The following is a 23,689-nucleotide window of genomic DNA, read 5'->3' as shown; positions in this document are numbered from 1 at the left end:
TCCGACCCACGGTGCTTGTTTTGTCGGGTGGATAAGCGAAACGTCATCCACCATTTAGATTTTGGTTTTTGAGGCATTACGGTGGCAAATCATTTAGTTCTCAAAAAAGCGGATTTCTTCGTTTCTGCCACGCAGCCCGTGGCGGTGGCGGATCGCTATCCGCAAAATGTCTTTGCCGAACATACCCACGATTTCTGCGAGCTGGTGCTGGTTTGGCGCGGTAACGGCTTGCACACCCTCAATGACCGGCCGTATCGCATCACCTGCGGCGACCTGTTTTATATCCGCGCGGAAGACCGCCACAGCTACGAATCGGTTAACGGTTTAGTGCTGCATAACATCATCTACTGCCCTGAAAGGCTCAAACTCAACGTCGACTGGAATGATTTGTTGCACAGCACACGGGCTGCCGGGAAAGATCCACGCTGGCGGCTGAGTAGCCACGGCATGGCACAAGCGCGGCAGTTAATCGGCCAACTGGAACACGAAAGCGTGAAAATGGACGCACTGTCGGTGTGTCTGACCGAGAGCCTGTTCCTGCAACTGTGCATTTTGTTGCGCCGCCACCGCTATCAATCTCAGGATGCAACTGGGCCAGACAGTAGCGAAACTTTCGATTTATTGCTGGCAGCGTTGGGGAAAAGCCTCGATTCGTCCTTTGAACTTGCGCATTTTTGCCAGCAACATCAGGTGGCAGAGCGCCATTTACGGCAGATTTTCCGCCAGCAAACCGGCATGAGCATCAGCCAATATTTACGCCAGTTACGCATCTGCCAGGCACAGGATTTATTGCGTCATAGTGAGTTGTTGATTGGTGATATCGCCACACGCTGCGGCTTTGAGGACAGTAACTATTTTTCGGTGGTCTTTACCAAGGAAACGGGGTTGACGCCACGGCTGTGGCGTCAACGATATGCTATTGAAACATAATTAATTTGCCATGCCGAGGCCGACGATGTTGGCAGCAATAATAATCACCACACAACCGACGCTCAGTACCCCAACAGGACGAGTTCCTGCCGATTTCCACTCTTTCATAATCAAGCCAACCAACCCGCCGCACAGCACGTAGAAGCTCATGTGCAACATCCAGCTCATGTAGTCGTACTGCGCAGGAATTTTAGCGTGGCCCCAGGCGTAGAAGAAGAACTGCAGATACCACATCAAACCGGCAAGTGCCGCGAATAACACGTTGCTGATGATTAATGGTTTTGCCAGTGAGAAGTCTGCTTTTATCGACAAGTTCTGCATTTTTGCCAGACGAATGAAGCAGAAGCCAAGGTTGACAAGTGCGCCGCCGCCCATAATCACCACGTAACTTGGCAAGGCCACATACAGCGGGTCAACGCCCAGTGCTGCTGCCGCTTCGTGCATCGGTTTTGCGGCGTCCATCGCAAAGGACATACCTGCTGAGAAAATGCCGCACATCACCGCCAGAACCAGCCCTTTTTTCAGGTTGAACTCTTCAGCCTTGATGCCCATTTTGCGTTCTTTGAGTTGGCCTGCGCGGGTGACAATGGCCACGCCGATCAGCGCAACCAGAACACCTAGCAACGTCATGCGTCCACCTGGTGTGCCAATCAGCACATCAAATTTTCCGGCAATTATTGGCGTCATTAAGGTGCCGACAATCAGCGTGATGCCAATCGCAATACCGATGCCCATCGACATGCCCAGGTAGCGCATGGTCAGGCCATAGTTAATGTTACCAATGCCCCACATTGCGCCAAACAAGAAGACTGGCAACAAAGTTGAAGCGTTAAACGAGCCGAAGTAAGCCCAAAAATCAGGAAGTAAAACGTAACTCACCGTCCATGGCAAAATAATCCAGGAAACGAAGCCGCCAACCGCCCACATAGTTTCCCATGACCAACGCTGCACTTTTTTAAAAGGGGCGTAAAAACAGGCAGCACTCGCGGCGCCCACAAGATGCCAGATTATCCCCATCGTTATTGCATTACTCATTATCCATATCCCTCTGTTTTAACTAAAAAACTCAGGGGTGACAGCTGACTACCCCATTGCCACTGAGTCTAAGGATTGAGCAACTTGCTAACCTTCTATGTGCTGCCGTGGCGGAGAGAAAAATGGCAAAATTCAGGGGGTGCGATTGACGGGGGTCACAGTTCTTTATAACCATGATATTTCAAGTTGTGGGTCGATTAGCTGCGAATGAAAGTGAGCGATGGATAAGCGCAAGCGCCATCCACCGTTTTTGGACTAACAGATTTTTGTGGTTTGCACGCCGAGCAACCAGGCAAGTTTTTCCAGAACCGCCCCCTGATGCCCCAGACCAATCGCACAATGGTGCGCTGGCCCACCGAGACACCATTGCGTGGTGAAATCGCGCGCCGAAAGCGCGAAGCGATAGCGACTGTTGGTATTGCCAATATCCAGCACTTCGCCAGCCACCGCCTCCCCTTCGGCATACTGCAAACGCACGCCGTTGTGTGCATCCTCAACAATCGACAGGAACGTAACAGGGCCGGGTTTAACGGTCATTTGAATAGAGACGCCTTTACCCGGCTTGCCGTGATAAACCGGCAGCGGCACCAGCCGCACATTGCCTTCGGCCATCAGTGGATGTGCCGGGCCATCGTGCCCCCACAGCACCACATCATCCGCGAATTCAATGCCATACGGCTCAGAGAACGAGCCACCCGCGCCCAGCAATTGCTGGATTTTCATCGCCAGCACATTTTTGATTTCATACTCACCGGCAACGGGAATGCCACGCTGAGTCAGTAACGTGTTACCGAGAATAATCGAGGTAATGATGTTCTCGTAAGCGTTGCCATTGCGCCCTTCGTAGTAATACGCCAGCGCACCAAGGTGGTTGTTTTCTATCAGTTGATCCATGGCGCAAGCGGTCTGGACGGCACGTTCTAATTCGTTTTTTTCACAGGCGGGATCGATTTGCAGCGAGGCTTCCACTTCTTGCCATTTTTGCCTGCTGGCGGTTTGCATGACCAGCTCGCGGTATTCGGCCAGCTCGCACATTTCCAGCGGCTTGAAGCGCACGCCGAGTTTGGCGCTCAGGTTGGTCATGTTGCTGTAAACGTCGACCATGCCGTCGTAATAATGCCCCAACACGCCCACCTGGCAAGCCGCCAGCTGTTTGTGTACTTCGAGGGCTTGCAGCCATTGTTCCGTTTGCTGCCAGGCATATTCATCACCCTGCAATGCCCCGACGATCAGCTGGTAACGAATCCCCGCGCGATTAAACACGTTTGCCAGTTCCGGTGCGCTGCACGCCTGGCAGTGTGCCAGCCATTCGCCGGTACGTTCGCCACGATCGGCCATCTCGCGGATTTTCCCGTACGGCAAACCCAGTTCTGGTTGCAGGGCGAGGATAATCACCGGCTTATTGATCTTTTGCACCAGCGGCAGCACCGTGGAACTCAGCGCGTAGGTGCTGATATACAGCACGATGGCATCGACCGGTTGACTTTGAAGTTGTGTAGCAAAGCGGTCAGCTTTGGCGACGCTATCAATCAGGCCACCATTAATCACCGTCGCGTTAAGCCCGGCGAGACGATGGTCAATTTGTTGCAGATAGCCCGTAAGGCGCTGTTCCAGGCCAGAAAATTGCGGCCAGTAGGTATCAAGGCCGATACCGAAAAGGGCGACGTTAAGCGACATAGTAGTGCTCCAGACAGGAAGAAACGCCGACTATCACCCTATTTGCCCAACGCTACCTTTGCGGCAATGCCAGTTTCTGTGGCTGATGGCAAAAAACGATTTATCTGCCTGACAGTGCTCACATTTTCTCCATCATGACGAAAAGTTATAACCTTGCTAAAAGTACGGCATTGATAATCATTTTCAATATCATTTAATTAACTATAATGAACCAACTGATTACGCGGCGTTAACAGCTTGTGCGCCGTTCGATAATAAATGGAGATGATGAACATGAGTTATACACTGCCATCCCTGCCTTACGCATACGACGCTCTGGAACCGCATTTCGACAAGCAAACGATGGAAATCCATCACAGCAAACACCACCAGGCGTACGTAAATAACGCTAATGCAGCGCTGGAATCTCTGCCAGAGTTCGCAAGCCTGCCAGTTGAAGAGCTGATCGCTAAACTGGATCAACTGCCAGCTGACAAGAAAACCGTTCTGCGTAACAACGCAGGTGGCCACGCTAACCACAGCTTCTTCTGGAAAGGCCTGAAAACTGGCACCACCCTGCAAGGTGACCTGAAAGCCGCCATCGAGCGTGACTTCGGTAGCGTTGATAATTTCAAAGCAGAATTTGAGAAAGCTGCGGCAACTCGTTTCGGCTCCGGCTGGGCGTGGCTGGTTCTGAAAGGTGACAAACTGGCTGTGGTTTCCACCGCAAACCAGGACAGCCCGCTGATGGGCGAAGCGGTTTCTGGCGTATCCGGCTTCCCAATCGTGGGTCTGGATGTGTGGGAGCATGCTTACTATCTGAAGTTCCAAAACCGTCGCCCTGACTACATCAAAGCATTCTGGGATGTGGTGAACTGGGACGAAGCAGCAGCACGTTTTGCCGCTAAAAAATAAGTTGCAAAGCAACTGATGAAAAGCGAGCCTGATGGCTCGCTTTTTTTATATCTGTCGTCTGGCCACAGGGAGGATCCGATGCACTATCCGCTAAACGTATATATTGGCAAAGTTCGTGAGTATGCAGGCAGCAGGCCAAGTGCGATCGCCAAATATCAGGTCGATGGTGAGCTGAAACTCACTGAGTTGGGTCTGGAAGGCGATCAACAGGCTGAAAAAATTGTTCATGGTGGGCCAGATCGCGCGTTGTGCCATTATCCGCGCGAGCATTACACCTGGTGGGCGCGTGAATTCCCCGAACAGGCTGAACTGTTTACCGCCCCAGCCTATGGCGAAAATTTATCGACCGAGGGGCTGACAGAAAAAGATGTCTATATTGGCGATATTTTCCGTTGGGGCGATGCACTGATTCAGGTCACACAACCGCGCTCACCGTGCTACAAGCTGAATTACCATTTTGGCATTAACAATATGTCTTCGCTGATGCAGGAAACGGGTTATTGCGGCTGGCTGTATAAAGTCGTGCTGGCAGGCAATGTATCGACAGAAAATCCACTGGAACTGGTTTCCCGAGTAAGTGATGTTTCGGTGGCTGAAGCTATCGCCATCGCCTGGCATATGCCATTTGATGACGAACAATTCCATCGCTTGCTGTCCGCCGCCGGACTATCGACAAGCTGGACGCGTACCATGCAGAAACGACGTCTTTTGGGAAAGGTTGAAGATAATTCACGACGGTTGTTTGGGAAGTAAATTCCAGAAACAAAAAACCCGCCAGAGGCGGTTTTTTTTAATTCTTAGCTTTGCTAACGCTAACCTTACAGGCTAGTTACGTTACCAGCAGCTGGGCCTTTAGCACCACTTTCGATGGTGAAAGACACTTTCTGGCCTTCGTCCAGAGACTTGTAGCCATCGTTCTGGATAGCAGAGAAGTGTACGAACACGTCTTTTGAGCCATCGTCAGGAGTGATGAAGCCGAAGCCTTTGTCAGAGTTGAACCATTTTACGAGACCAGTCATTTTGTTAGACATAGATATTACCTTTTAAATTAAATTTGCCTTCCGGCGCAATTGGAATGTTTTACAGATTTTTTAAAGCGATAAAGGAAGGTAGATCACGTCGAAGGGTATCTATGATAACTCTTTGAGGACTGCGCTACTAAACTGCTTAAAGGTTCTGTGCTTCAAACCGATGAATGCATTAACTCATATAACCACGGTGAATGACAAGGTTTATTTTAGCCGTCCACAGGGCTGGAGCTCAGGCCGCCTCTGGGCTGAGCGCCTGAAGCATCGCTCTATTTAGTAAATAACTGAATGGCGATACAAAGCCGATTCAAAATCTTCCTTCATGCTTGCGTAGAGTAAAATACTCATTTCGTCATGATTGTTATGGTCATAAAAACAACGATACTCATTTTCCACACCCAGCCATTCACGAATTCTGACACCTTTGTCTGCCAGCGTAGCGTTTATCCGATATCGGTTGGGTCGGCCTCTTCGAGCTGGCGTTCTGCTGCGGTCTGGACGAAGAGTTCAGCAACACCATTCCTGGTAACGAATACTCCGCCTTCAAACAGCTCAAGGTTGCTTAACCCTTCACGGGCGGTCTTTTGGGACATTGTATTTGGCATGAGTATTTCTCATTACTGACAGTTAATGATGAGTTTATGAACAGCGTCAGGCGGTGTCATATTTATGACAAATTTGTACACGCGACGTGAAATTAGAAGGAATGGGACGACTAAAAGAGGGAAGCATCCCCCGTCATTAAGCGCAGTCTCTTAGTCACAACTTTGAGGGCCGGTTCCTGTCGAGCCGAAGAAGGTTCCGTTCACCAGGCGATTGAGTACTTATGTCGCCACAGAACCGGTGAACGTCTTAGGGTGGCCACCGTCGCCACCCTAAGAACCCGGACTCCCGGCAAATAAATCGCCGCAAGCGGTAAACCTCCATTTTGCCTCCGTGTCAGGGTCGGTTGCGATTCGTTCCAGACGATCGCGCCCTCCAGCCGTTCCCGACGGCTGGACCCTGCCACCTGGAGTCAAAATGGAGGCGATTTAAGCCGGACCCAAAATTCAAGGACAAAGTCAAAAACCAGACCGGTTTTGACCTTGTCCCCGGCTTCAATCGCGCCGTTTTTTACCCTTCAGTCGGGGTCACGTGGCCGGGAGCCACGTGAGAGAGCGATCGTCGGGAACGAATCGCGAACGCCCCCGAATGTTGGGTGAAAAACGGTGTTTACCGCTTTAGCGGCGATTGATTTGCCGGGCGCCTGGATTATTAAGGAGTTGGCGTTAACTCCTTAATACGTTCACCGTTTTCGGGAATTAAAGAGATAACTGAACGCACGGGTGAACGGAAAACCTGCGGGGCTTACAGATCTCGCCCCGACAAGATTGCCAGGGCGAGTTGTGTATAAGAGACAGCCATTAAGCGAGGGAAATCACCATTACTGCATAGAGCTTTGTGCAGCCGAGTACGCCTGCATAAATGCCTGATGCTGTGATGCCAGCGGAGCAATCAGCGAGTTGTACTGGCTTGCCTGCTGTGAGGTTGGGAACTGAATACCGCCTGCGGTAAAACCAACCTGAGTTCCCTGCTGCTGGATGAAATCACCCACTTGCACCAGTTGAGCGGTAAAGGTTTGTGCCGCAGGAATCAGTGGAGCCATAGCCGCTGCCGGACCCGTAACCACTTTCTGATATACCTGATCGTAAACGGGTTTCAGTTCGTCGGCTTGCTTCAGGGTGGAGCGAGCGCTGTCTGCCTGCATTTTGGCATTCTGTACTTGCTGACCTAATACGTTAAGTGAGCCATTTGCCTGACGCAGTGGACCGCTCTGAGTCATATAATCTTGCGGCACACGAATACTGTTTACGCTATCGGCGACCGGCTTCATGCCATCGTCCATAACCTGGTTCATCTGTTGGGAGAAGCCATACAGAATCGCGTAATCAGAAACCAGCGGGCCAAATTGCTTTTTCTGATCGGTAGTCAGCGTCGGTAAACGTTCACCGCTGCGCATCGCCGTATTTTGCAAGAAATCGATAAACGCCTTGCGCTGATCGCCTTCTTTATCAAAGCAACCACTCAGGCTCACCACCATTAAAATTGCCGCAAGCGGCGCAAACCAGCGTGACCAGGACTTACCTGTCGCCATCTTTTCTACTCCTTTCATCATTCAGTGCCAAAGCGCAAATGCGTACCCAATAATGCTGCTAAGGATAGTCCAACCTGCCTTTGCAAGATACCCTTTGCAGCTAATCTCTTAAGGCAAATTTGTACGATTAATAGCGGCTTTTGACGCGGAGTTAGCACTTAATCTTTGATGGTTGTTCCACCTCTTCGCGAACTAATGTTGCTTAATTGTTACACTCCTCACAAATCCGATGACATGACACCTGCGTTGAACCACTTTCAAGCTATTAATACTAAAGCGTTTATTTTTCAACGCCCGACGCCGCCCGCCGAATCAGTACGATAATCGCACACAAACACCCGTGGGATGATTGCCCAACTGCCTGTTGAGTGGTTTGATTTAACGAACGATTAACGAATCTTTGTTCGATAATCGAACACCTCAGCATCCTTCAGGACTTGCCTTATGACAAAGACAACAACAACTGATATTCAGGCATTTATAAACAACAATCGGTTTTCCAAATTCCAGTGGATGATTCTCGTGCTGTGTTTCATCACAGTCGCGCTGGACGGGTTCGATACCGCGATTATTGGTTTTATCGCCTCCGACCTGGTACAGGAATGGGGCGTGCAGAAATCTGACCTCGGCCCGGTAATGAGTGCCGCACTGGTTGGGTTGGCGGTCGGTGCATTAACCGCAGGGCCGATGGCTGACCGCATTGGGCGTAAAAAAGTGCTGGTACTTTCGATTCTGGTGTTTGGCGGTTTCAGCCTTCTGACAGCCTTTGCCACCAGTCTGACATCCCTCGCCTTACTGCGCTTCCTCACAGGTCTGGGCCTGGGCGCGGCAATGCCAAACGCAGCAACATTAATGTCGGAATACGCTCCGGAACGTAAACGCGCTTTATTGGTGAACCTGATGTTTGTTGGCTTCCCGATTGGCTCGTCAATGGGCGGCTTTGTCTCCGCCTGGATGATCCCACATTACGGATGGCAAAGCGTGCTGGTTCTGGGCGGTGTAATGCCACTGATTCTTTCGGTGGTACTGATGATTTGGCTGCCGGAATCAGCACGATACCTGGTGGTAAAAAACAAACCACAGAAAGATATCGCCACTATTTTGCGACGCATCGCGCCACTTCCATCAGGTGAAAACCTGCGCTTTGTGCTCAACGAAGTCGGTGGACACATCAAAGATAAAACCGCGCTGGGCGTAATTTTCTCGCCACGTTATCTGGTAGGGACATTAATGCTGTGCCTGACTTATTTCATGGGCTTGCTGATTTTCTATCTCCTGACCAGCTGGCTGCCGCTGCTGATTCGTGAAACAGGCGCAACACTTAGCCAGGCGTCGATTATCACGGCGCTGTTCCCACTCGGGGGCGGTATTGGCGTGCTAATTATTGGCGCGTTGATGGATAAGTTGAACCCGAACAAAGTCGTCGCAGTCGGTTATTTGCTGACCGGGCTGTTCGTCTGCCTGGTGGGCTTCTCCACTTCAAGCCTGGTGCTGATGGGCGTGATGGTGTTTATCGCCGGGACGATTATGAACGGCGCGCAATCTTCAATGCCAGCACTGGCGGCAGGTTTCTATCCAACCCAGGGGCGTGCAACCGGCGTTGCGTGGATGTTAGGGCTCGGGCGTTTCGGCGGGATCCTTGGAGCGTTTAGTGGCGCATTCCTGATGCAGGCTGAACTGTCGTTCAAAACCATCTTCATGCTGCTGGCGATTCCGGCAATACTTTCAGCCACCGCGCTGCTGGTGAAATCCTGGGCAGGCCAGCGTACTCCTGGTGAAAACCGTGCAGAAAACCATGAGCTAGATAAAGTTACGCAAAAAGCATGATGGAAAATCTTTCAACTGCGGCGGGCTAGTCCCGCCCTTTTGCATAAAATATCTAACCATTTACAAATTTATACTCATTCCCCAGGTACGCAGCGTTTTCAATTCGTTATGCCGCTTAGGTTTTTTGCTGAAACGCATAAGCCCCTTTATGTTTAAAAATAGTTAGCCTCGAAAGCATCGTCACACTTTTTTTCGAACTATTCTTAATGAGCTTCTTACGTGTTCACTATCCATTGTGTGATTTATGAGGAGTACTCGATGGAATATAAAGATCCAATGTATGAGCTACTAAGTAACCTTGAGCAGATTGTTTTTAAAGATAAACAACAAACGATGGCTCTTAATGATAAGCCCAATGCATTTTCTGAGTTTGAGCAGTTAAGAAAAAGTACCGGGCTTAAGATTGATGATTTTGCCCGTGCGATGGGTGTGAGTGTTGCCATGGTGCAGGAGTGGGAATCAAAACGACTCAGACCCTCCACGACCGAACTGAAGTTGATGCGCTTAATGCAGGCGAATCCCACTATCAGTAAGCAATTGATGGAATGATTAAGTACTTTGTACCCTAATGCCTTAATCAAAACCCCGTTAACGCGGGGTTTGTTGTTTCTGGAAGCTACTAAAATAGTATGAAACGAAGCGGCAATCTCAAAAAACCGGACCTGTATCACTCCTCAAATAACAAATCTAATCCATAACTTAAAGAGGGTTATTTACGAGAAAACAAAAGGAGGTTGTATGTCTAAGAAAATCCTGGTTCCTATCGATATTTCTGAAATGGAGCTGACGCAACAAGTCATTCCGCATGTGGAAGCTTATGCCAGACAAGACGACGCCACGATCCACTTCCTGGCAGTCATCCCTGACTATACCTATTTTGCCTCTTACGGCCTGGGTTACACGTCGATTGCGCCCGATGCCAGAGAACGGGAAGTGGCCGCCATGAAAACGCTGAGCGAGATTGTCGCGCAGTTCAGCTTACCTGGCGACAGAGTGAAAAAGCACGTGCTGAGCGGCACACCGAAAGATCATATCCTGCAGTTGGCCGAAGATATTGACGCGGATGTGATTATTCTGGCGTCCCACCGACCGAGTATGTCCACTTATCTTCTTGGTTCAAACTCTGCGGCAGTGGTGCGTCACGCCGAGTGCTCGGTACTGGTTGTTCGCTGAACGGAGCAGCAGCCTCAAACCTCTTCGTCGGCCGGATAAGCGACAAAACTGGCGCAAAGGGTGGATGACGCTATCGCTCATCCACCCTACAACACTCAAGACTTACCGCCTTCAGCACCTTGTTCAAGGGCTTCAAGAATCGTGCAATAAGTGATGCAGTGATCGCTATCGCAGCAAATATCATTTAAATCTCGCAATGAACGCTGCATAGCCTGGAGCTCTTCAAGACGCGCCTCAACTTCATTCAACCGTGCCTGGACAATATTTTTGGAATTATGGCAACCGTCATCATTGGGTTCGATTCGAATAGCAAGTAGATGCCGAATCGAATCCAGGGTAAATCCCAGGTTGCGGGCATAACGAATAAACCGTAGTCGTTGTAGGTCATTTTCCACATACAGACGAAAACCACCTTCGGTACGGATATTATGGTTCATTAAATGTTGCTTTTCGTAATACCTAATCGTATCAGGTGTTACACCCGTCAACTTTGCTAATTCCCCGATGCGGTACATATCATTATTTTCCTTATATATCTGATGCCAGCAGTTATCCGCACACTTTCTATAAAGAAAGTGGGGGTTTAATTTGATAGTAAAAAATGAAGAGTAAAAGGGGACCAGGTATTAACGGCCCCCGTTTACTTTAACTGTTATTTTTCTTTATATAACACTGCATTAGCCCCAAACCCCGTATTACCACGCGTGAATCGGCTAACATAATAATAATCAGCCCCGGCTTCAGCCGCCTTCATATTAATATTAGATTTAGCATCATCGGGTGAAAAATATTTACCCCCGACAGAAATATCACCAACATGAACGTACTTGCTGGTTTCATCCCATGAGATTTCTGTAGCAGCAAATGAAGGGAGTGATATCACGGAAGTGATGACGGCAGTGGTTAGCATTATTTTCTTGAACATATTCTCTTTCCTTACGATATGATTATTTATTTTTAAATGTGCAGCAGTTCGCTGTTTTTTCACCATAACATTGGAGTTAACTTTAGTTTCAATAGCATATTATTTATATTTAACTTAATTTTCACAATCATGACAATTATGGAGAATCTTCATTATAAATATGACTACACAACAATCATAAATAACTCTAACACATTATTTTTAAACACTTTAAACAACAACACCCTTCATAAACCCTGTGAAAACCTTTGGTTTACTTAATTCTCATACTTGCTTACTCAACAATAAACACACTTTCTACATTCAGAAAATGTAAAGCCAGGTAAATACACGACTTTTATATTGAATCTGGAGTTGGTTCAGATGGCTATCATTATGCTTACCTCCATCATGACCTGAAAAGGATGCATTATGATTCGTAAAACTGCTGCGTTAACCATGTTGTTATTTTCTATTTCCTTCTCCGCTTCTTCGGCGACAGAAATTAAAAACAATGAAGCAAAGGCTTATCAGGAAATAGGTCACATTTCAGTTTCTGGTAAACCGTCTTCAGAAGAAGCGGTTGCCGCGATAAAAACACGAGCTGAAGAATCTGGAGCAGATTACTTTTCGATTGTAAGACTAACCACCCCTGGTGATAGCAGTAAATGGAGTGCAAATGCGGTGCTTTATAAATCCCAGTAACTCTATTTTATTTAATCACCGGCATCACCGATATGGGATGTCTGTTCTTACCAGGAGAGAGATATGCGAATCTGGACGCTGACACTGTTTATTTTTATTGCTCCGGGAAGCATTGCTCTGGCAGCAACAACGGTTCCTCCTACCCTTTCTGAACTTCAACAATATGCACTCAAAAATAATATCAGCTCACCCGATCAGCAAGCGCAATTGAGCTCACTAATAGGAGGCTCAGAATCCGCTGACGCGCTGTTATTTAACAATCCGGTCATCGATGGGAATAGCGGAAAAAGACGTTCTGTGGCGGGTAACCCTGACAATATTCAACAAACTGAATGGGGCGCGGGTGTTTCCCAGACATTTGAAATTGCGGGGCAACAAGGATACCGACAGGAATCAGCTCAATTCGCCATGAGTGCCTTCCGGGAGGAGTCGCTGGATACGCGAAATCAGGTATTGCTGACCACATCAACGCTGTTCTACCAGATTGTGACTTTGCAGGAAAAAGTCCGTCTGGAAAGAGAGGCCGTTGAGTTGTTTTCTCGAGCAGAACTTGTGGTGTCCCGGCAACGGCAGTCAGGTAGTGCCACCCGCCTGGATAACAACGTTGCCACCATTGAGCGCCAGCTTGCCAATAACCAGTTACTAACCGCCCAACAAGACTTAAAGGACACCCGCAACGAACTTGCGCGTTTTTTGCTGACCTCTGAAGACGCGATACCTGAAATGAAAGGGGATTTCGACACAACCGCCAAACCCCTCCCCTATACCTACGCTTCTCTGGGGTCGCGGCTAGAAAAGAGCCCTAAACTCGCGGCGCTGGAATGGCAGGAGAAAAGTGCCATTGCTGAGCTGGAACTCCAGAAAGCAGCTCGGATCCCGGATGTCACCCTTGGCGTCAGCTATTCGCAGGATGGGCCGGATGACAGCCGTGAAGATCTGACCACCTTATCGATTTCCGTACCGCTTCCACTATTTCAGCGAAACGAGGCGGGTATCGGGCAGGCGACCACCGCGGTGACGCGTTCACGTCTGGCCATCAACACCGCTAAGAATGAACAACAGCAAACTCTTAAAAATCAATGGGACAAGCTGAACAACCTGAAAGACAGGGTACGGATCCTCAATCAACAGGTCCTGCCAGCTACAGACATGAACAAACAGCTCACCCTGCTGGCACAGGAAAATGGGCAAAGCAGCCTGCCAGATGTTTTGCTGACCAGCCAACAGATCCTGAATGCCCAACGCACCAGGCTAGACACACTTCTCGAGTACCAGACAACGCGTCTGAAACTAGAAAATATCGCTAACTGGAGTGGACAGGAGCTCCCATGACTCAGAATAATGCGCAGTACCGCCGTTTGCCATCCGCACTGTATTTTATTGTTTTTGTAGGTTTCTTTTCCCCAGCAGTCAGTGCATCACCCGACGATTCAGAAGAAGCGGAGACTGTGTCTACTCCGAAGGAAGTCCTGCTCGAAACTATCGGCCCTGCCCCGATGACCAACGAGTTTCGAGCGCTGGCCACCATCCAGTTAGATCCCCAACGTTCAGCCACCATTTCTTCGCGGATAAACGGCTGGATCACTTCTGTTAATGCTCTTCCGGGTAAAAAAGTGAGTAAAGGAGACACTCTCGCGACCCTGGACAGCATACAGCTTCGTGATGAAAACAATGTCGTTAAGCAGGCCAGGGCAGCACTCAATGCCGCCTCTGAACTGCTCAAGCGTAAACAAAAAATGATGGCAGAAGAGATAATCCCTCGCAACGATCTGACTGCTGCGACGCTTGCTTACCAGCAAGCAAAAGCCGAATTTGATGCGGCACAGGCCCGACAAACATTATTCGGCTCCAACGGTAAATCAGCTTCGCTGTCGACAATTACCGCCCCCTTCAGCGGCACCGTTCTGACCACAACGGCCCGCCAGGAGCAAGCCGTCACCCCCGCAGACGTTCTGTTTACCCTCAGTGATCTGAGCACCGTACTGATTACTGCCAATGTGCCGGAATCTCAGGTTCGTTTCCTCGAGCCTGGAGCCACGGTGCGTATTCAGGCCAGTGCCTGGCCCGACGAAACATTTTCCGGTCAGATTGTGAGTACTGCCGGCACCCTTGATTCCTCATCCCGCACCCTTGCGACCTATATTGCCGTCAATAACGAGGATGGACGTCTGAAACCGGAAATGCAGGTCACCGCTTATGTCCGTTATAACCCCCCTAAGCCAGTCATCAGCGTACCGGACTCTGCATTAACACTGATGGATGGCAAGTCGTCGGTATTTGTCGCAAATGGTGAAAATAAATATCAACCCGTCCAGGTTACGACCGGGAAAAAGGGTCTGGACAGGACAGAAATTACCAGTGGGCTGAAGCCCGGGGACCGTGTGGTTGTTAACCAGACTTACGATCTGAAATCCCGACTGCTTATCGCAGAAACGGCTGGCGGGCACTAAGGAGACACACATGCTCGGTTCGTTGATAAACCTATCTCTGAAATACAAGCTGCTGATCATTGTGTTGTTTATGGCCGTTGTCGGCTATGGCGTCATGGCATTCCGAAGCGTCCCCGTGGACGCCTTCCCCGATGTAACGCCGGTGCAGGTGAATGTCTATACAGAAGCTTCTGGCCTGGCCGCCGAAGATATTGAAAAGCTGTTCACCGTTCCGGTAGAAAGCAATATGGCCGGGTTACCCAATGTGGAACAAATCCGTTCAATGTCATTGGCGGGCCTTTCCTACATCAGTATCAATTTTAAAGACAACACGGATATTTATCTTGCTCGCCAGTGGGTCAGTGAAAAACTTCAGGAGATCGGGGACTCGCTCCCGGCGGGGTACAGCCCACCAGTGCTGGGAGCCAACTCCTCCGGACTGGGGCAAGTTTTCTGGTATACCCTGGATGCGGGTAATTCCGGCCTCAGCACCATGGAATTACGTTCACTCCAGGAATGGACCATCAGGATGATCCTGAAAACGGTGCCAGGTGTGGATGATGTGGTTTCATGGGGCGGAAATGAAAAACAGTATCAGGTCACCCTCGATCCGGAAAAAATGGCGCTGTACAGCATCACGCTGGCTGACGTGCTCCCGGTGCTTGCAGGGAATAACCGCCAGGCCGGTGGACAAAGCGTCAACATCGGTGAGGAACAGTATCTGGTTCGTGGTTATGGCCAGCTGGAAAGTCTTTCCGATATTGCTGGTCTGCGCATCACAAGTGCCGGTAACCACCCGGTCTATATTCGGGATATCGCCAAAGTGGAGTTCACACCAGCCGTTCGTGCAGGTGCGGTCACCCAAAATGGGCAGGAAGTCGTCATGGGGATGGTTCTGTCGCGCATTAACGAAAATGCCAGTGATGTCGTTAATGGTGTAAAGGACAAAATCTCAACAGTGGTGAATTCACTGCTGCCTGAAGGTGTCACGCTGAAAACAGTTTATGATCGAACAAACCTGGTTGATCTGGCGCTGAAAACGGCACAAAGCGCGCTGCTGGAAGGGGCTTTGCTGGTTGCCATTGTCCTGTTTTTGTTCCTCGGGGAACTCCGTTCAGCGCTGATTGTGATTATCACCCTGCCCGGCTCCATGCTGATAGCCTTTATTCTGATGCAACAATTCGGCTTGTCAGCAAACCTGATGTCGCTGGCAGGTCTGGCTATCGGTACCGGCATGATGGTGGATGGTGCAGTGGTCATGGTGGAGAATATCCATCGAAGGCTGGCGCTCAATCATGCCAGTGGCGCGAAAAACAGCTTCGCGCTGCAAATCCAGGAAGCCGCCAGGGAAGTGGCGATACCGGTGGCCTTTGCGATTTTAATTATCGTCGTGGTCTTTACTCCGCTGCTGACGCTCGATGGGCTTGAAGGCAAGCTGTTCCGCCCGATGGCGCTGACGATTATTTTCGCGATGCTGGGGTCGTTAATTCTCTCGCTGACCATCGTGCCTGTGCTGTCGTCGCTGTTGCTCAAGCCCGCACATGAAAATGAAACCCGCATAGTCAGATGGATTACTGCAGGCTACCAACCGTTACTGAACAAAGTGTTATCACGCAGGAAAGCGACAATAAGCATCGCGCTGACCGCGTTTTTGTTTTCCCTGGCACTGTTTCCATTTTTGGGGAAAAGCTTTATGCCCCAATTACAGGAAGGCAGTCTGATGTTCAGGATCACTTCCATTCCATCCACATCACTGGACAGTACGCTGGCACTCTCGCGCAAAGTTTCTGATGATATTCGTGGCCAGTTCCCTGAAGTGAAAGATGTGGTCGCCACCATTGGACGTGCCGAAAAAGGCGAAACCGCAGACGTCAATTCAATGGAGGTTTTGTTGACGATGAACCCGCGGGAAAACTGGCCTGAAGACATTTCTTATGACCAACTGGCCCGTAACATCCAGGCGGTTCTTGAAGAAAAACATCCAGGGGCATTGTTCAGTGCAACACAGCCGATTCAGATGCGTGTCGATGAACTGATTTCGGGGATCCGCGCCACTCTGGCCCTGAAAATTTATGGACCGGACAGCGCCACACTAGATTCCCTGAGCCAGCAAATCCAGGCCACACTGAATAAAATCCCGGGCGTAGAAGAACTTTCAACGGAGTCCAGCAAGGGTAAACCCCAGGTGATTATCCGCGTCGATCGTGAAAAAGCGGCGGGTTATGGCATCAATACCAGCGACATCATGGATGTGGTGGAGTCCGGTATTGGCGGTGCGAGCATCTCAAGCATCATCGAAGGAACCGCTCGTTTTGATCTGGTGACCCGATTTAGCGCGCCTTACCGGGAGTCTGTTTCAGCTATCAGCGCTATCCCGCTACGTGGGGCGTCAGGCCAACTGATTTCGCTGTCGCAGGTTGCGGATATTGAGCTGGCTGAAGGGTACGCCTTCCTGCGCCGGGAAGGGCTACAACGTTACGTCGTGCTACAGATGGAAGTTGAAGGGCGTGATATTGACGGCTTTGTGAAGGAAGCCAGCCAGGCCATTGAGAAAAACAACCCGCTACCGGAGGGATACTGGAGCACCTGGGGTGGAGCCTTTGAAAATCAGCAACGCGCGATGGGCAAACTGTCTGTGATTCTGCCGCTGACCATTGGGCTGATCTTTATTCTGCTCTACACCGCATTCGGAACTCTGCGACATGCCACACTCATCATCGCGAACGTTCCGTTTGCCATGACGGGAGGAATTCTTTCCCTGTTCCTGAGTGGACAATATATGTCGGTTCCTTCCTCGGTCGGATTTATTGCCGTCTTTGGTGTCTCAATGCTCAACGGGATTGTGATGGTGTCATTCTTTAACGAACTGAGACAACAAGGAGCCAGTATCCGCGATGCTGTCCGACTGGGTGCGGTTCAGCGTCTGCGTCCAGTATTGATTACTGCGACGGTCGCGATACTGGGGCTGATCCCAATGCTGCTTTCCAGCGGCGTCGGTGCCGAAGTACAGCGTCCATTAGCGACGGTGGTGGTCGGAGGGTTATTAACGTCCACAGCTCTGACATTATTCTTGCTGCCGCTGCTGTATGAAATGACGGAGAACTGGCATATGAAGCGCAATGCTGCTGCCCAAAAGGAACTGGATGCTCAATAACTAGCAACAAATAACAACGGGGAATATCTTACGATATTCCCCGTTAATTTTTATAACCGCTAAACACTTATTGCAGCAGAGAAATATCCGCAACCTGCAAGAACAGCTCGCCATTCTCAGCTAGCTATGAATCAGCAAGACGAAAATCGCTGGTTTTGTACTGAACTGATTTTAGGACAGAGTGACATCTGTTGGAGTAACTTCTTATAGCTTTCAGTATCACCCGAAGAATATACACTACTGGCGTTATTTCCTTAGCATGTTTGATGATTCAGAATTATTCCCTTGGGCCAATTCCTGTTCCAGTAGGTTTTATTGAATTCGAATGAACCCATCCATCTACAGTCTCTCCATTTTTTTTGAAAAATATAACAGATAAAAACCCTTTGTATTCTGAATACACATCAACTAAATCCCCGTGAATTATAAAAAGGTCTTTTATCTTACATCTCTCATCAGGAGCACTATAGAAATAAACTCGAGCATTATCACTCACAACATAACCTGACTCAGATGTAGAGATGACGTTTTGGTATATTTCTGCACGAGAATTAATATCATGACACTCTCCCCACGAAGAAAATGAACATACTAAAAGAAATAAAAGCAATAGAGTCTTCATCGTCACCCGCCCTCTCATCATACTAATCACTTTATTTGCAAAATTTGAATCTGTTGTATGCCCTACACTCTATAATACTAACAGTATTTTGAATATTTTCTGTAGCAAATAAACTCATAATCATGCATTTCACTGACAGCCAAGGGAATTTTCTTTATCACTCTGTAATTTACTGGCTAAATCACTCAAGTTATCAGTCTTTGTTTTGATACAATTGTATCTGTACTCCTTATTTAATTTCACATTGAATACAGCCACCCCCTGTTCTTTTTTGTTATCTTCGTATTTACTAAATATGAAACATTTATATTCACCATTAATAAAACTTATCTCCAAATAATCAGTTTGGAAGCAAGAGCAATGATTATAGCGAAATTTATTGTATGCAGGTGAGTTTGAGCTAAATTCAAACCTGACTTTATCCCCTGCCATCCTATAAATTAACCGATTATTTGCCATGCTCAAGGTTGCAGCCCCTTTGATAGTATTGCAAGAAAAATACTCATTTGTGCCAGGATTAGAAATATCTGATTGGGAATTATATGCCCACTTATTTACTGAAGCGATGCCTTTCTAAGAGAATAGCTGAGACATAATCATCATCATTTTGAAATTTGAAGTAATTCCCGGAATTATCAGTCTCACTTTGAGCAACTGCTTTTATAGCAGCAACTTCACAAGATAAGCTCATAACCGCTGACTGATAATCAGAGTCATCTATCGTGTCCCCTTCATAGAAAGTTATAAATTCCAGAGACTCCAATTTTCCATTAATGGGTGTAACTGGAAGAGAAATATTGCTCAAAGCATCCAAAAATACCACCGGATGCATATGCCGAGGCTTCACTGCTGCGGATCTTCGGCACATCCTTCAACCACACCAGCTTGTTAATATACACCATATTATACTTTGCCAGATTCGAATACACTTCAAGAAATCACAGCGTCCTGTCAATTGCCCTTTGAGGTATCTTTTTGCTTTGCCCAAGCCCCTGCATTAGTTCAACATATTTTTTATATTTCACTTTCGCTTCTGCTCTATTTCCAGCATCCCAATATGAATCAGCCAGGTTCAAATAGGCGGGAATTCTGCCTGGGCTTCTATTAATTACAACAGTTAAATACTTCACAGCTTCGTCTGGCATATTATTTTGCTGTAAAAAAAAACCATAGTCGTTATAAATATCAACATTATAATAATTATTAACCAAGGACTCAACCATGTATGGCTCAAGCGAGTTGACTGCAGAGGACACATTATGCACCTTGAAAAACCTCAATGCATTGAAATAATTAACCTTAATTAATTCATCGAAATAATCATTGTAACCAAAAACATTTTTATATATTACCTCATAGTCTCCGGAAAAATTACTGCCTATTGGACAAACATCTAATCCCTCCGAAATTAGCATAATGTGACTTCTGTCACTTCTATTAATTTCGAATAATACACTGTCCTGTTCTTTTTCAGAATACCCCATAGTATCAGAATAAAATGGTAGTAAAGAAGCAGAAAACCCTTCAGGAATTTTCTTTAGTTTAAATTTTACTACACAATCTGCAGGAGATGAACTCCCAGACTCAATACTTCCACCAAGCAAAGTCGATGATATTAAATCTCTTTGACCAGATTTTTCCAAGCCAAGAAGAGTTGTAGTGCTTTTATATATAACAACACTAGAATTTGCATAAGAAAAAATCAAAAATAAAAAAACACTAATAACCCACTTCATTATCTAACCTCCCTAAAGCTTCAGATTTTTCACTTACAAACCTAGCACTTACACCGGCCTGTACCTCTGGTAAATTTCGAGAAAAGTACACAAGATTTCCATCCGCTTTTTTCTTCCCTCTTTCGGTATAAATGGCAATAATAAGATTTCTATCATAATCTCTTGTTTCTGAAGCTGTTCCACCCAGTGACTTAATAACATTGATAATGACATTATTTTCTGGCCCATGCTGCACTGATGTAGACCACACGACATCATTGAGAGTGTGCGAATGATATCTAACATCCACTTCGGTTTCTTCAAGAGTATAATCTACTAATTTATCAAAGTGAGTTTTCCTGATAAATTCATGCTCAATTACTTTGAATGCATCACCCTCTCTAGTTACAACCGTTCGCCATTTTGATGTAAAATCTGCAGAACCTGGAGTTAAATCGGTAAATTCATTCCTCCATATAAAAGAATCATCATTGACAAATTTTTTAACCGTGCCACCAATTATTATTCTCTCTATACCACGAACTGTAATTTTTACTTGGCTTGTCATTTGGTAAGAGCCGTAGGAAACACCACCGGCATCCCCATGTCCGCCAGATACAGTTAAAGGCCCCCGACTGATCCTACCCACGTAATGCAGACACGGCCCTAAGCGAGATTCAGATTTTCAAATTGTTCCGGGCTGAGTCCGCCACAGGCACTGTGGCGACGCCACCGATTGTAATCACACTCGATATAATTAAACACCGTCGTCCGCATCATTTCCCGGCTGATAAAGCGTTCACCGTGGATACATTCGACTTTCAGTGAGTGGAAGAAGCTTTCTGCACAGGCATTATCGTAACAACAACCCTTTGCACTCATGCTACCGCGCAGGTTATGCCGCTTCAGTAGCGCCTGATAATCCGCTGAGCAGTACTGCCCACCACGGTCGGTGTGAACGATGACATTTTCCGGGTGCTTACGTCGCCACAACGCCATCTGTAGCGCATCGCAGGCCAGCTGTGCCGTCATCCGCGATGACATTGACCAGCCGATAACAGCACGTGACCACAGATCGATGACGACAGCCAGATATAGCCAGCCTTCATCAGTACGTAAGTAGGTGATGTCACCCGACCATTTCTGGTTTGGACCGCTGGCGTAAAAATCCTGCTTCAGCAGGTTCTCCGACACCGGCAGGTCATGCTCGCGGTAACTGACCGGGCTGAACTTCCGTGACGCTTTCGCCCGAAGCCCCTGACGACGCAGGCTGGCTGCCACGGTTTTCACGCTGAAGCGGTAACCCTGAGCATGCAGTTCATCGGTCAGGCGCGGTGCGCCGTAGCGCTGTTTTGCCCGGTGAAAAGCCTCGTGCACGGCGCTGTCACAACTCAGACGGAACTGCTGGCGTGAGTTTAGCCTCGCACGCCGCTGAGCCCACGCATACCAGCCGCTGCGGGCCACCCGGAGGACGCGACACATGGCTTTGATGCTGAACTCAGCCTGATGTTTTTCAATAAAGACATACTTCATTTCAGGCGCTTCGCGAAGTATGTCGCGGCCTTTTGGAGAATGGCCAGCTCCTCGTCCCGTTCCGCCAGCTGGCGTTTGAGACGAGCATTTTCAGCAGCGAGTTCATTTTCACGCTCAGAGGATGAGAGCTGTTGCTGCTGTTTACTGCGCCAGTTATAAAGTTGCGATTCATACAGGCTGAGTTCACGGGCAGCGGCAGCAACACCGATGCGTTCAGCGAGTTTCAGGGCTTCACTGCGAAATTCAGGGGAATGCTGTTTACGGGGCTTTTTGCTGGTTGATACTGTTTTTGTCATGTGAGTCACCTCTGGTTGAGAGTTTACTCACTTAGTCTCGTGTCCACTATTCGCGGGTAGGATCATGTTAACGTACTCCTTATTATACAATGCCAGTTCAGGGTAGCTTTTTTCCTGTTCATCCAGAGCCGCCTGCCACAACGCCGACATACCATCCTTCAGCCATTCACTGTGATGCTTCACCACCAGACGTTGTACCTGATATTGTATATCTGCCTGATTATTATGCAGGTACCGCCATAACTCGTTGGTATCTATCAAACCATCCTGATTCATATCCATCTGCTGAAGTAACTTCTTATAGCTTTCAGCATCTCCCGACGAATAGGTGTCATCGGCATCACTTCGGGTCAGCTCTTCCAGCCGACCAAACGTCTGACGCAGCCATCCTTCTTCCGGGGTCTGGAAGAGACTCTGAGGTTCCTCATTCTGCTCCAGCCGGATAAAACCTCGTTTCTCAAGGTCAAACTGACTCACCTTCTCCACATCATCTGCTGACATCCATGCCGACTCTGCGGGAATCTCGTACCAGGTTTTTCCGTTTGATTCTTTACTCTGGCACTCGCTTTCAGTTGTGAGCCGTTCTGCTTTCGAAAAAAGGGTCGCCCCGCCAACACCCGCCACCTCAAATGCCGCACTCTCTTCGTTGTACTTCCACAGCTTCTTACCCGCCAGCGTATGCAATTCTGCTGCACCACTCGTCACGCCTGCTTTATTCGCCAGAAAATCCCCCATACGTGAATCCTGGCTGAAGACCTCCAGATGACAGAAATACTGCGAACCCGCCTCAGGACGCTCGTGATAACTCAGATGGCCTATCACTTCACCGGCTTTTACTTCGATGCTTTCGCCAGATACGGCCTGGTTAAATACACCATGCTCACGGGCCCTTTGCATCCACGCAGGCAGGCTGCTGGCACCGCGCCTGACGTATTTATCCAGACCGGAGACCCATCCTGATCCACCTGCTGCCAGACCGGATTCTTTCCCGTCCGGCACAGATTTAACCCGAACAAACATGAAGGGGGCCGGTTGATTATTAAGCAGGAACGTCGCTTCCTCCTCAATCTCCACGACACTTCCGCGTGGCAAAGTGGTTTCGGTGTCCAGGGGAGCCTCATAGTTGCGACCAGCATCAGCAACATTTCCGTCCGGTAGACCGGCACGCACCCAGCCTTCAGCCGGATTATCCTCGCGAACTTTAAGCGAACTGGCAGTAACTGTGGCAGTGGGGGATTCTGCACCGTATTCAGAAAGCGGTGCGATCTGCATCCACAGGGTGTAAAACTCCAGAGCGTTCTCGGGTTTATTGTTGTCCGGAATGCAGGTGGATTTAACGAGCACAAACGTCGAGCTAAATTTCAGTGATTCCGTACCGTACTTAGCAGTCTGGTAAGCATCATTCAGACGCCAGGCCACTACCTGTCCATCAGTCATGCATTTCAGCCCATGACTTTCCGGATTGTAGACAGCGTTATCCGCAAAACCATCATAAAAGTGAATACCTCCATGCCAGTATTCACCGGGTTTCAGCAGCCAGTACGTATCACCTTGCGTACCTTGCATGGCCTCCATTAACTCCCTGGCCGAACGATATCCGTCAACAGGTAATACCATTTTCATCTTACTCTCC

23 protein-coding genes are annotated in these 23,689 nt (G+C 48.5%); 10 read left to right on the top strand and 13 right to left on the bottom strand.

The features are described from left to right. Nucleotides 1–81 precede the first annotated feature (81 nt). The gene (gene rhaR / locus D8682_RS16720) at nt 82–930 is read left to right on the top strand and encodes an HTH-type transcriptional activator RhaR (RefSeq protein WP_064542641.1); all 849 of its coding nucleotides are present in this window, start codon (nt 82–84) and stop codon (nt 928–930) included. Here the strand turns inward: rhaR and rhaT are convergent, their stop codons facing one another. Both rhaT and D8682_RS16710 read right to left on the bottom strand, forming a co-directional pair. Next, nucleotides 931–1,965 carry an L-rhamnose/proton symporter RhaT gene (rhaT, locus tag D8682_RS16715; RefSeq protein ID WP_064542637.1) on the bottom strand — a complete coding sequence of 345 codons (1,035 nt, stop codon included), beginning with the start codon at nt 1,963–1,965 and terminating at the stop codon, nt 931–933. Between the two features lie 255 nt (nt 1,966–2,220). After that, on the bottom strand, nt 2,221–3,642 hold the full coding sequence (locus D8682_RS16710) for an L-fucose/L-arabinose isomerase family protein (RefSeq protein ID WP_121814733.1): 1,422 nt from the start codon (nt 3,640–3,642) through the stop codon (nt 2,221–2,223). Between the two features lie 273 nt (nt 3,643–3,915). On the opposite strand from D8682_RS16710, the gene sodA reads away from it, so the two are divergent. Both sodA and yiiM read left to right on the top strand, forming a co-directional pair. After that, nucleotides 3,916–4,536, top strand: coding sequence for a superoxide dismutase [Mn] (sodA, locus tag D8682_RS16705; protein ID WP_034460735.1), 621 nt, complete (start codon nt 3,916–3,918; stop codon nt 4,534–4,536). A gap of 78 nt (nt 4,537–4,614) precedes the next feature. Beyond that, entirely contained in the window at nt 4,615–5,289 is a 675-nt protein-coding gene (yiiM, locus tag D8682_RS16700; RefSeq protein ID WP_121814732.1) for a 6-hydroxyaminopurine reductase, read from the top strand. A 65-nt stretch (nt 5,290–5,354) separates the two neighbouring features. On the opposite strand, the gene cspA is transcribed toward yiiM, so the two are convergent. The 3 genes from cspA to D8682_RS16685 form a co-directional block, all read right to left on the bottom strand. Beyond that, entirely contained in the window at nt 5,355–5,567 is a 213-nt protein-coding gene (gene cspA, locus D8682_RS16695) for an RNA chaperone/antiterminator CspA (protein ID WP_034499351.1), read from the bottom strand. Nucleotides 5,568–6,007: 440 nt separating this feature from the next. Then, complete coding sequence (locus tag D8682_RS26790) at nt 6,008–6,169, bottom strand: hypothetical protein (protein ID WP_162302963.1); 162 nt, start codon at nt 6,167–6,169, stop codon at nt 6,008–6,010. An 818-nt stretch (nt 6,170–6,987) separates the two neighbouring features. Then, nucleotides 6,988–7,698 (bottom strand): DUF3053 domain-containing protein, encoded by a 711-nt coding sequence (locus D8682_RS16685; protein WP_064542628.1) that lies wholly within the window; start codon nt 7,696–7,698, stop codon nt 6,988–6,990. Between the two features lie 444 nt (nt 7,699–8,142). Between D8682_RS16685 and D8682_RS16680 the strand changes: the two genes are divergently transcribed. From D8682_RS16680 to uspF, 3 genes are all read left to right on the top strand, one after another. Further along, nucleotides 8,143–9,525: an MFS transporter gene (locus D8682_RS16680; protein ID WP_064542625.1), complete on the top strand. Its 1,383-nt coding sequence runs from the start codon at nt 8,143–8,145 to the stop codon at nt 9,523–9,525. Between the two features lie 258 nt (nt 9,526–9,783). Next, the gene (locus D8682_RS16675; protein WP_064542621.1) at nt 9,784–10,074 is read left to right on the top strand and encodes an HTH-type transcriptional regulator; all 291 of its coding nucleotides are present in this window, start codon (nt 9,784–9,786) and stop codon (nt 10,072–10,074) included. A 189-nt stretch (nt 10,075–10,263) separates the two neighbouring features. After that, nucleotides 10,264–10,698: a universal stress protein UspF gene (gene uspF, locus D8682_RS16670; RefSeq protein WP_064542618.1), complete on the top strand. Its 435-nt coding sequence runs from the start codon at nt 10,264–10,266 to the stop codon at nt 10,696–10,698. A 95-nt stretch (nt 10,699–10,793) separates the two neighbouring features. Here uspF and zntR read toward each other — a convergent pair whose 3' ends face one another. Next, on the bottom strand, nt 10,794–11,213 hold the full coding sequence (gene zntR, locus D8682_RS16665; RefSeq protein WP_064542615.1) for a Zn(2+)-responsive transcriptional regulator: 420 nt from the start codon (nt 11,211–11,213) through the stop codon (nt 10,794–10,796). Between the two features lie 137 nt (nt 11,214–11,350). Beyond that, a complete protein-coding gene (locus D8682_RS16660) occupies nt 11,351–11,623 on the bottom strand; it encodes a YdgH/BhsA/McbA-like domain containing protein (RefSeq protein WP_064542612.1) in 273 nt (90 codons plus the stop codon). Between the two features lie 411 nt (nt 11,624–12,034). Here D8682_RS16660 and D8682_RS16655 point away from each other — a divergent pair, with 411 nt between their 5' ends. The 4 genes from D8682_RS16655 (at nt 12,035) to D8682_RS16640 (ending at nt 17,890) form a co-directional block, all read left to right on the top strand. Then, on the top strand, nt 12,035–12,307 hold the full coding sequence (locus D8682_RS16655; protein WP_064542609.1) for a DUF1471 domain-containing protein: 273 nt from the start codon (nt 12,035–12,037) through the stop codon (nt 12,305–12,307). A 63-nt stretch (nt 12,308–12,370) separates the two neighbouring features. Further along, nucleotides 12,371–13,639: a TolC family protein gene (locus D8682_RS16650; RefSeq protein ID WP_064542606.1), complete on the top strand. Its 1,269-nt coding sequence runs from the start codon at nt 12,371–12,373 to the stop codon at nt 13,637–13,639. Next, complete coding sequence (locus D8682_RS16645; protein ID WP_064542604.1) at nt 13,636–14,757, top strand: efflux RND transporter periplasmic adaptor subunit; 1,122 nt, start codon at nt 13,636–13,638, stop codon at nt 14,755–14,757. Before D8682_RS16650 ends, D8682_RS16645 begins: the two co-directional genes overlap by 4 nt. A gap of 10 nt (nt 14,758–14,767) precedes the next feature. After that, nucleotides 14,768–17,890 (top strand): efflux RND transporter permease subunit, encoded by a 3,123-nt coding sequence (locus tag D8682_RS16640; RefSeq protein ID WP_121814730.1) that lies wholly within the window; start codon nt 14,768–14,770, stop codon nt 17,888–17,890. Between the two features lie 277 nt (nt 17,891–18,167). Here the strand turns inward: D8682_RS16640 and D8682_RS26785 are convergent, their stop codons facing one another. The 6 genes from D8682_RS26785 to D8682_RS16610 form a co-directional block, all read right to left on the bottom strand. Next, nucleotides 18,168–18,512, bottom strand: coding sequence for a hypothetical protein (locus tag D8682_RS26785; RefSeq protein WP_162303024.1), 345 nt, complete (start codon nt 18,510–18,512; stop codon nt 18,168–18,170). Nucleotides 18,513–19,062: 550 nt separating this feature from the next. Next, a complete protein-coding gene (locus tag D8682_RS16630; RefSeq protein ID WP_162303023.1) occupies nt 19,063–19,326 on the bottom strand; it encodes an N-acetylmuramidase family protein in 264 nt (87 codons plus the stop codon). Between the two features lie 124 nt (nt 19,327–19,450). Continuing rightward, nucleotides 19,451–20,248 (bottom strand): type IV pilus biogenesis/stability protein PilW, encoded by a 798-nt coding sequence (locus D8682_RS16625; protein ID WP_121814727.1) that lies wholly within the window; start codon nt 20,246–20,248, stop codon nt 19,451–19,453. Then, on the bottom strand, nt 20,232–20,876 hold the full coding sequence (locus D8682_RS27225; RefSeq protein WP_370090752.1) for a hypothetical protein: 645 nt from the start codon (nt 20,874–20,876) through the stop codon (nt 20,232–20,234). The genes D8682_RS16625 and D8682_RS27225 overlap by 17 nt, the downstream gene beginning before the upstream one ends. Nucleotides 20,877–20,893: 17 nt before the next feature. Beyond that, a protein-coding gene (locus tag D8682_RS16615; protein WP_121813401.1) for an IS3 family transposase occupies nt 20,894–22,056 on the bottom strand; the annotation gives its coding sequence in 2 pieces (ribosomal slippage) (nt 20,894–21,795 and nt 21,795–22,056; 1,164 coding nt in all). 27 nt (nt 22,057–22,083) lie between these two features. Then, a complete protein-coding gene (locus tag D8682_RS16610; RefSeq protein WP_121814726.1) occupies nt 22,084–23,679 on the bottom strand; it encodes a hypothetical protein in 1,596 nt (531 codons plus the stop codon). Nucleotides 23,680–23,689 lie beyond the last annotated feature (10 nt).

The organism is Buttiauxella sp. 3AFRM03 (assembly GCF_003675305.1).
GTDB lineage: Bacteria > Pseudomonadota > Gammaproteobacteria > Enterobacterales > Enterobacteriaceae > Buttiauxella > Buttiauxella ferragutiae.
The sequence above is the reverse complement of the archived record's forward strand: the minus strand, read 5'-3'. Positions and strand labels throughout refer to the sequence as shown.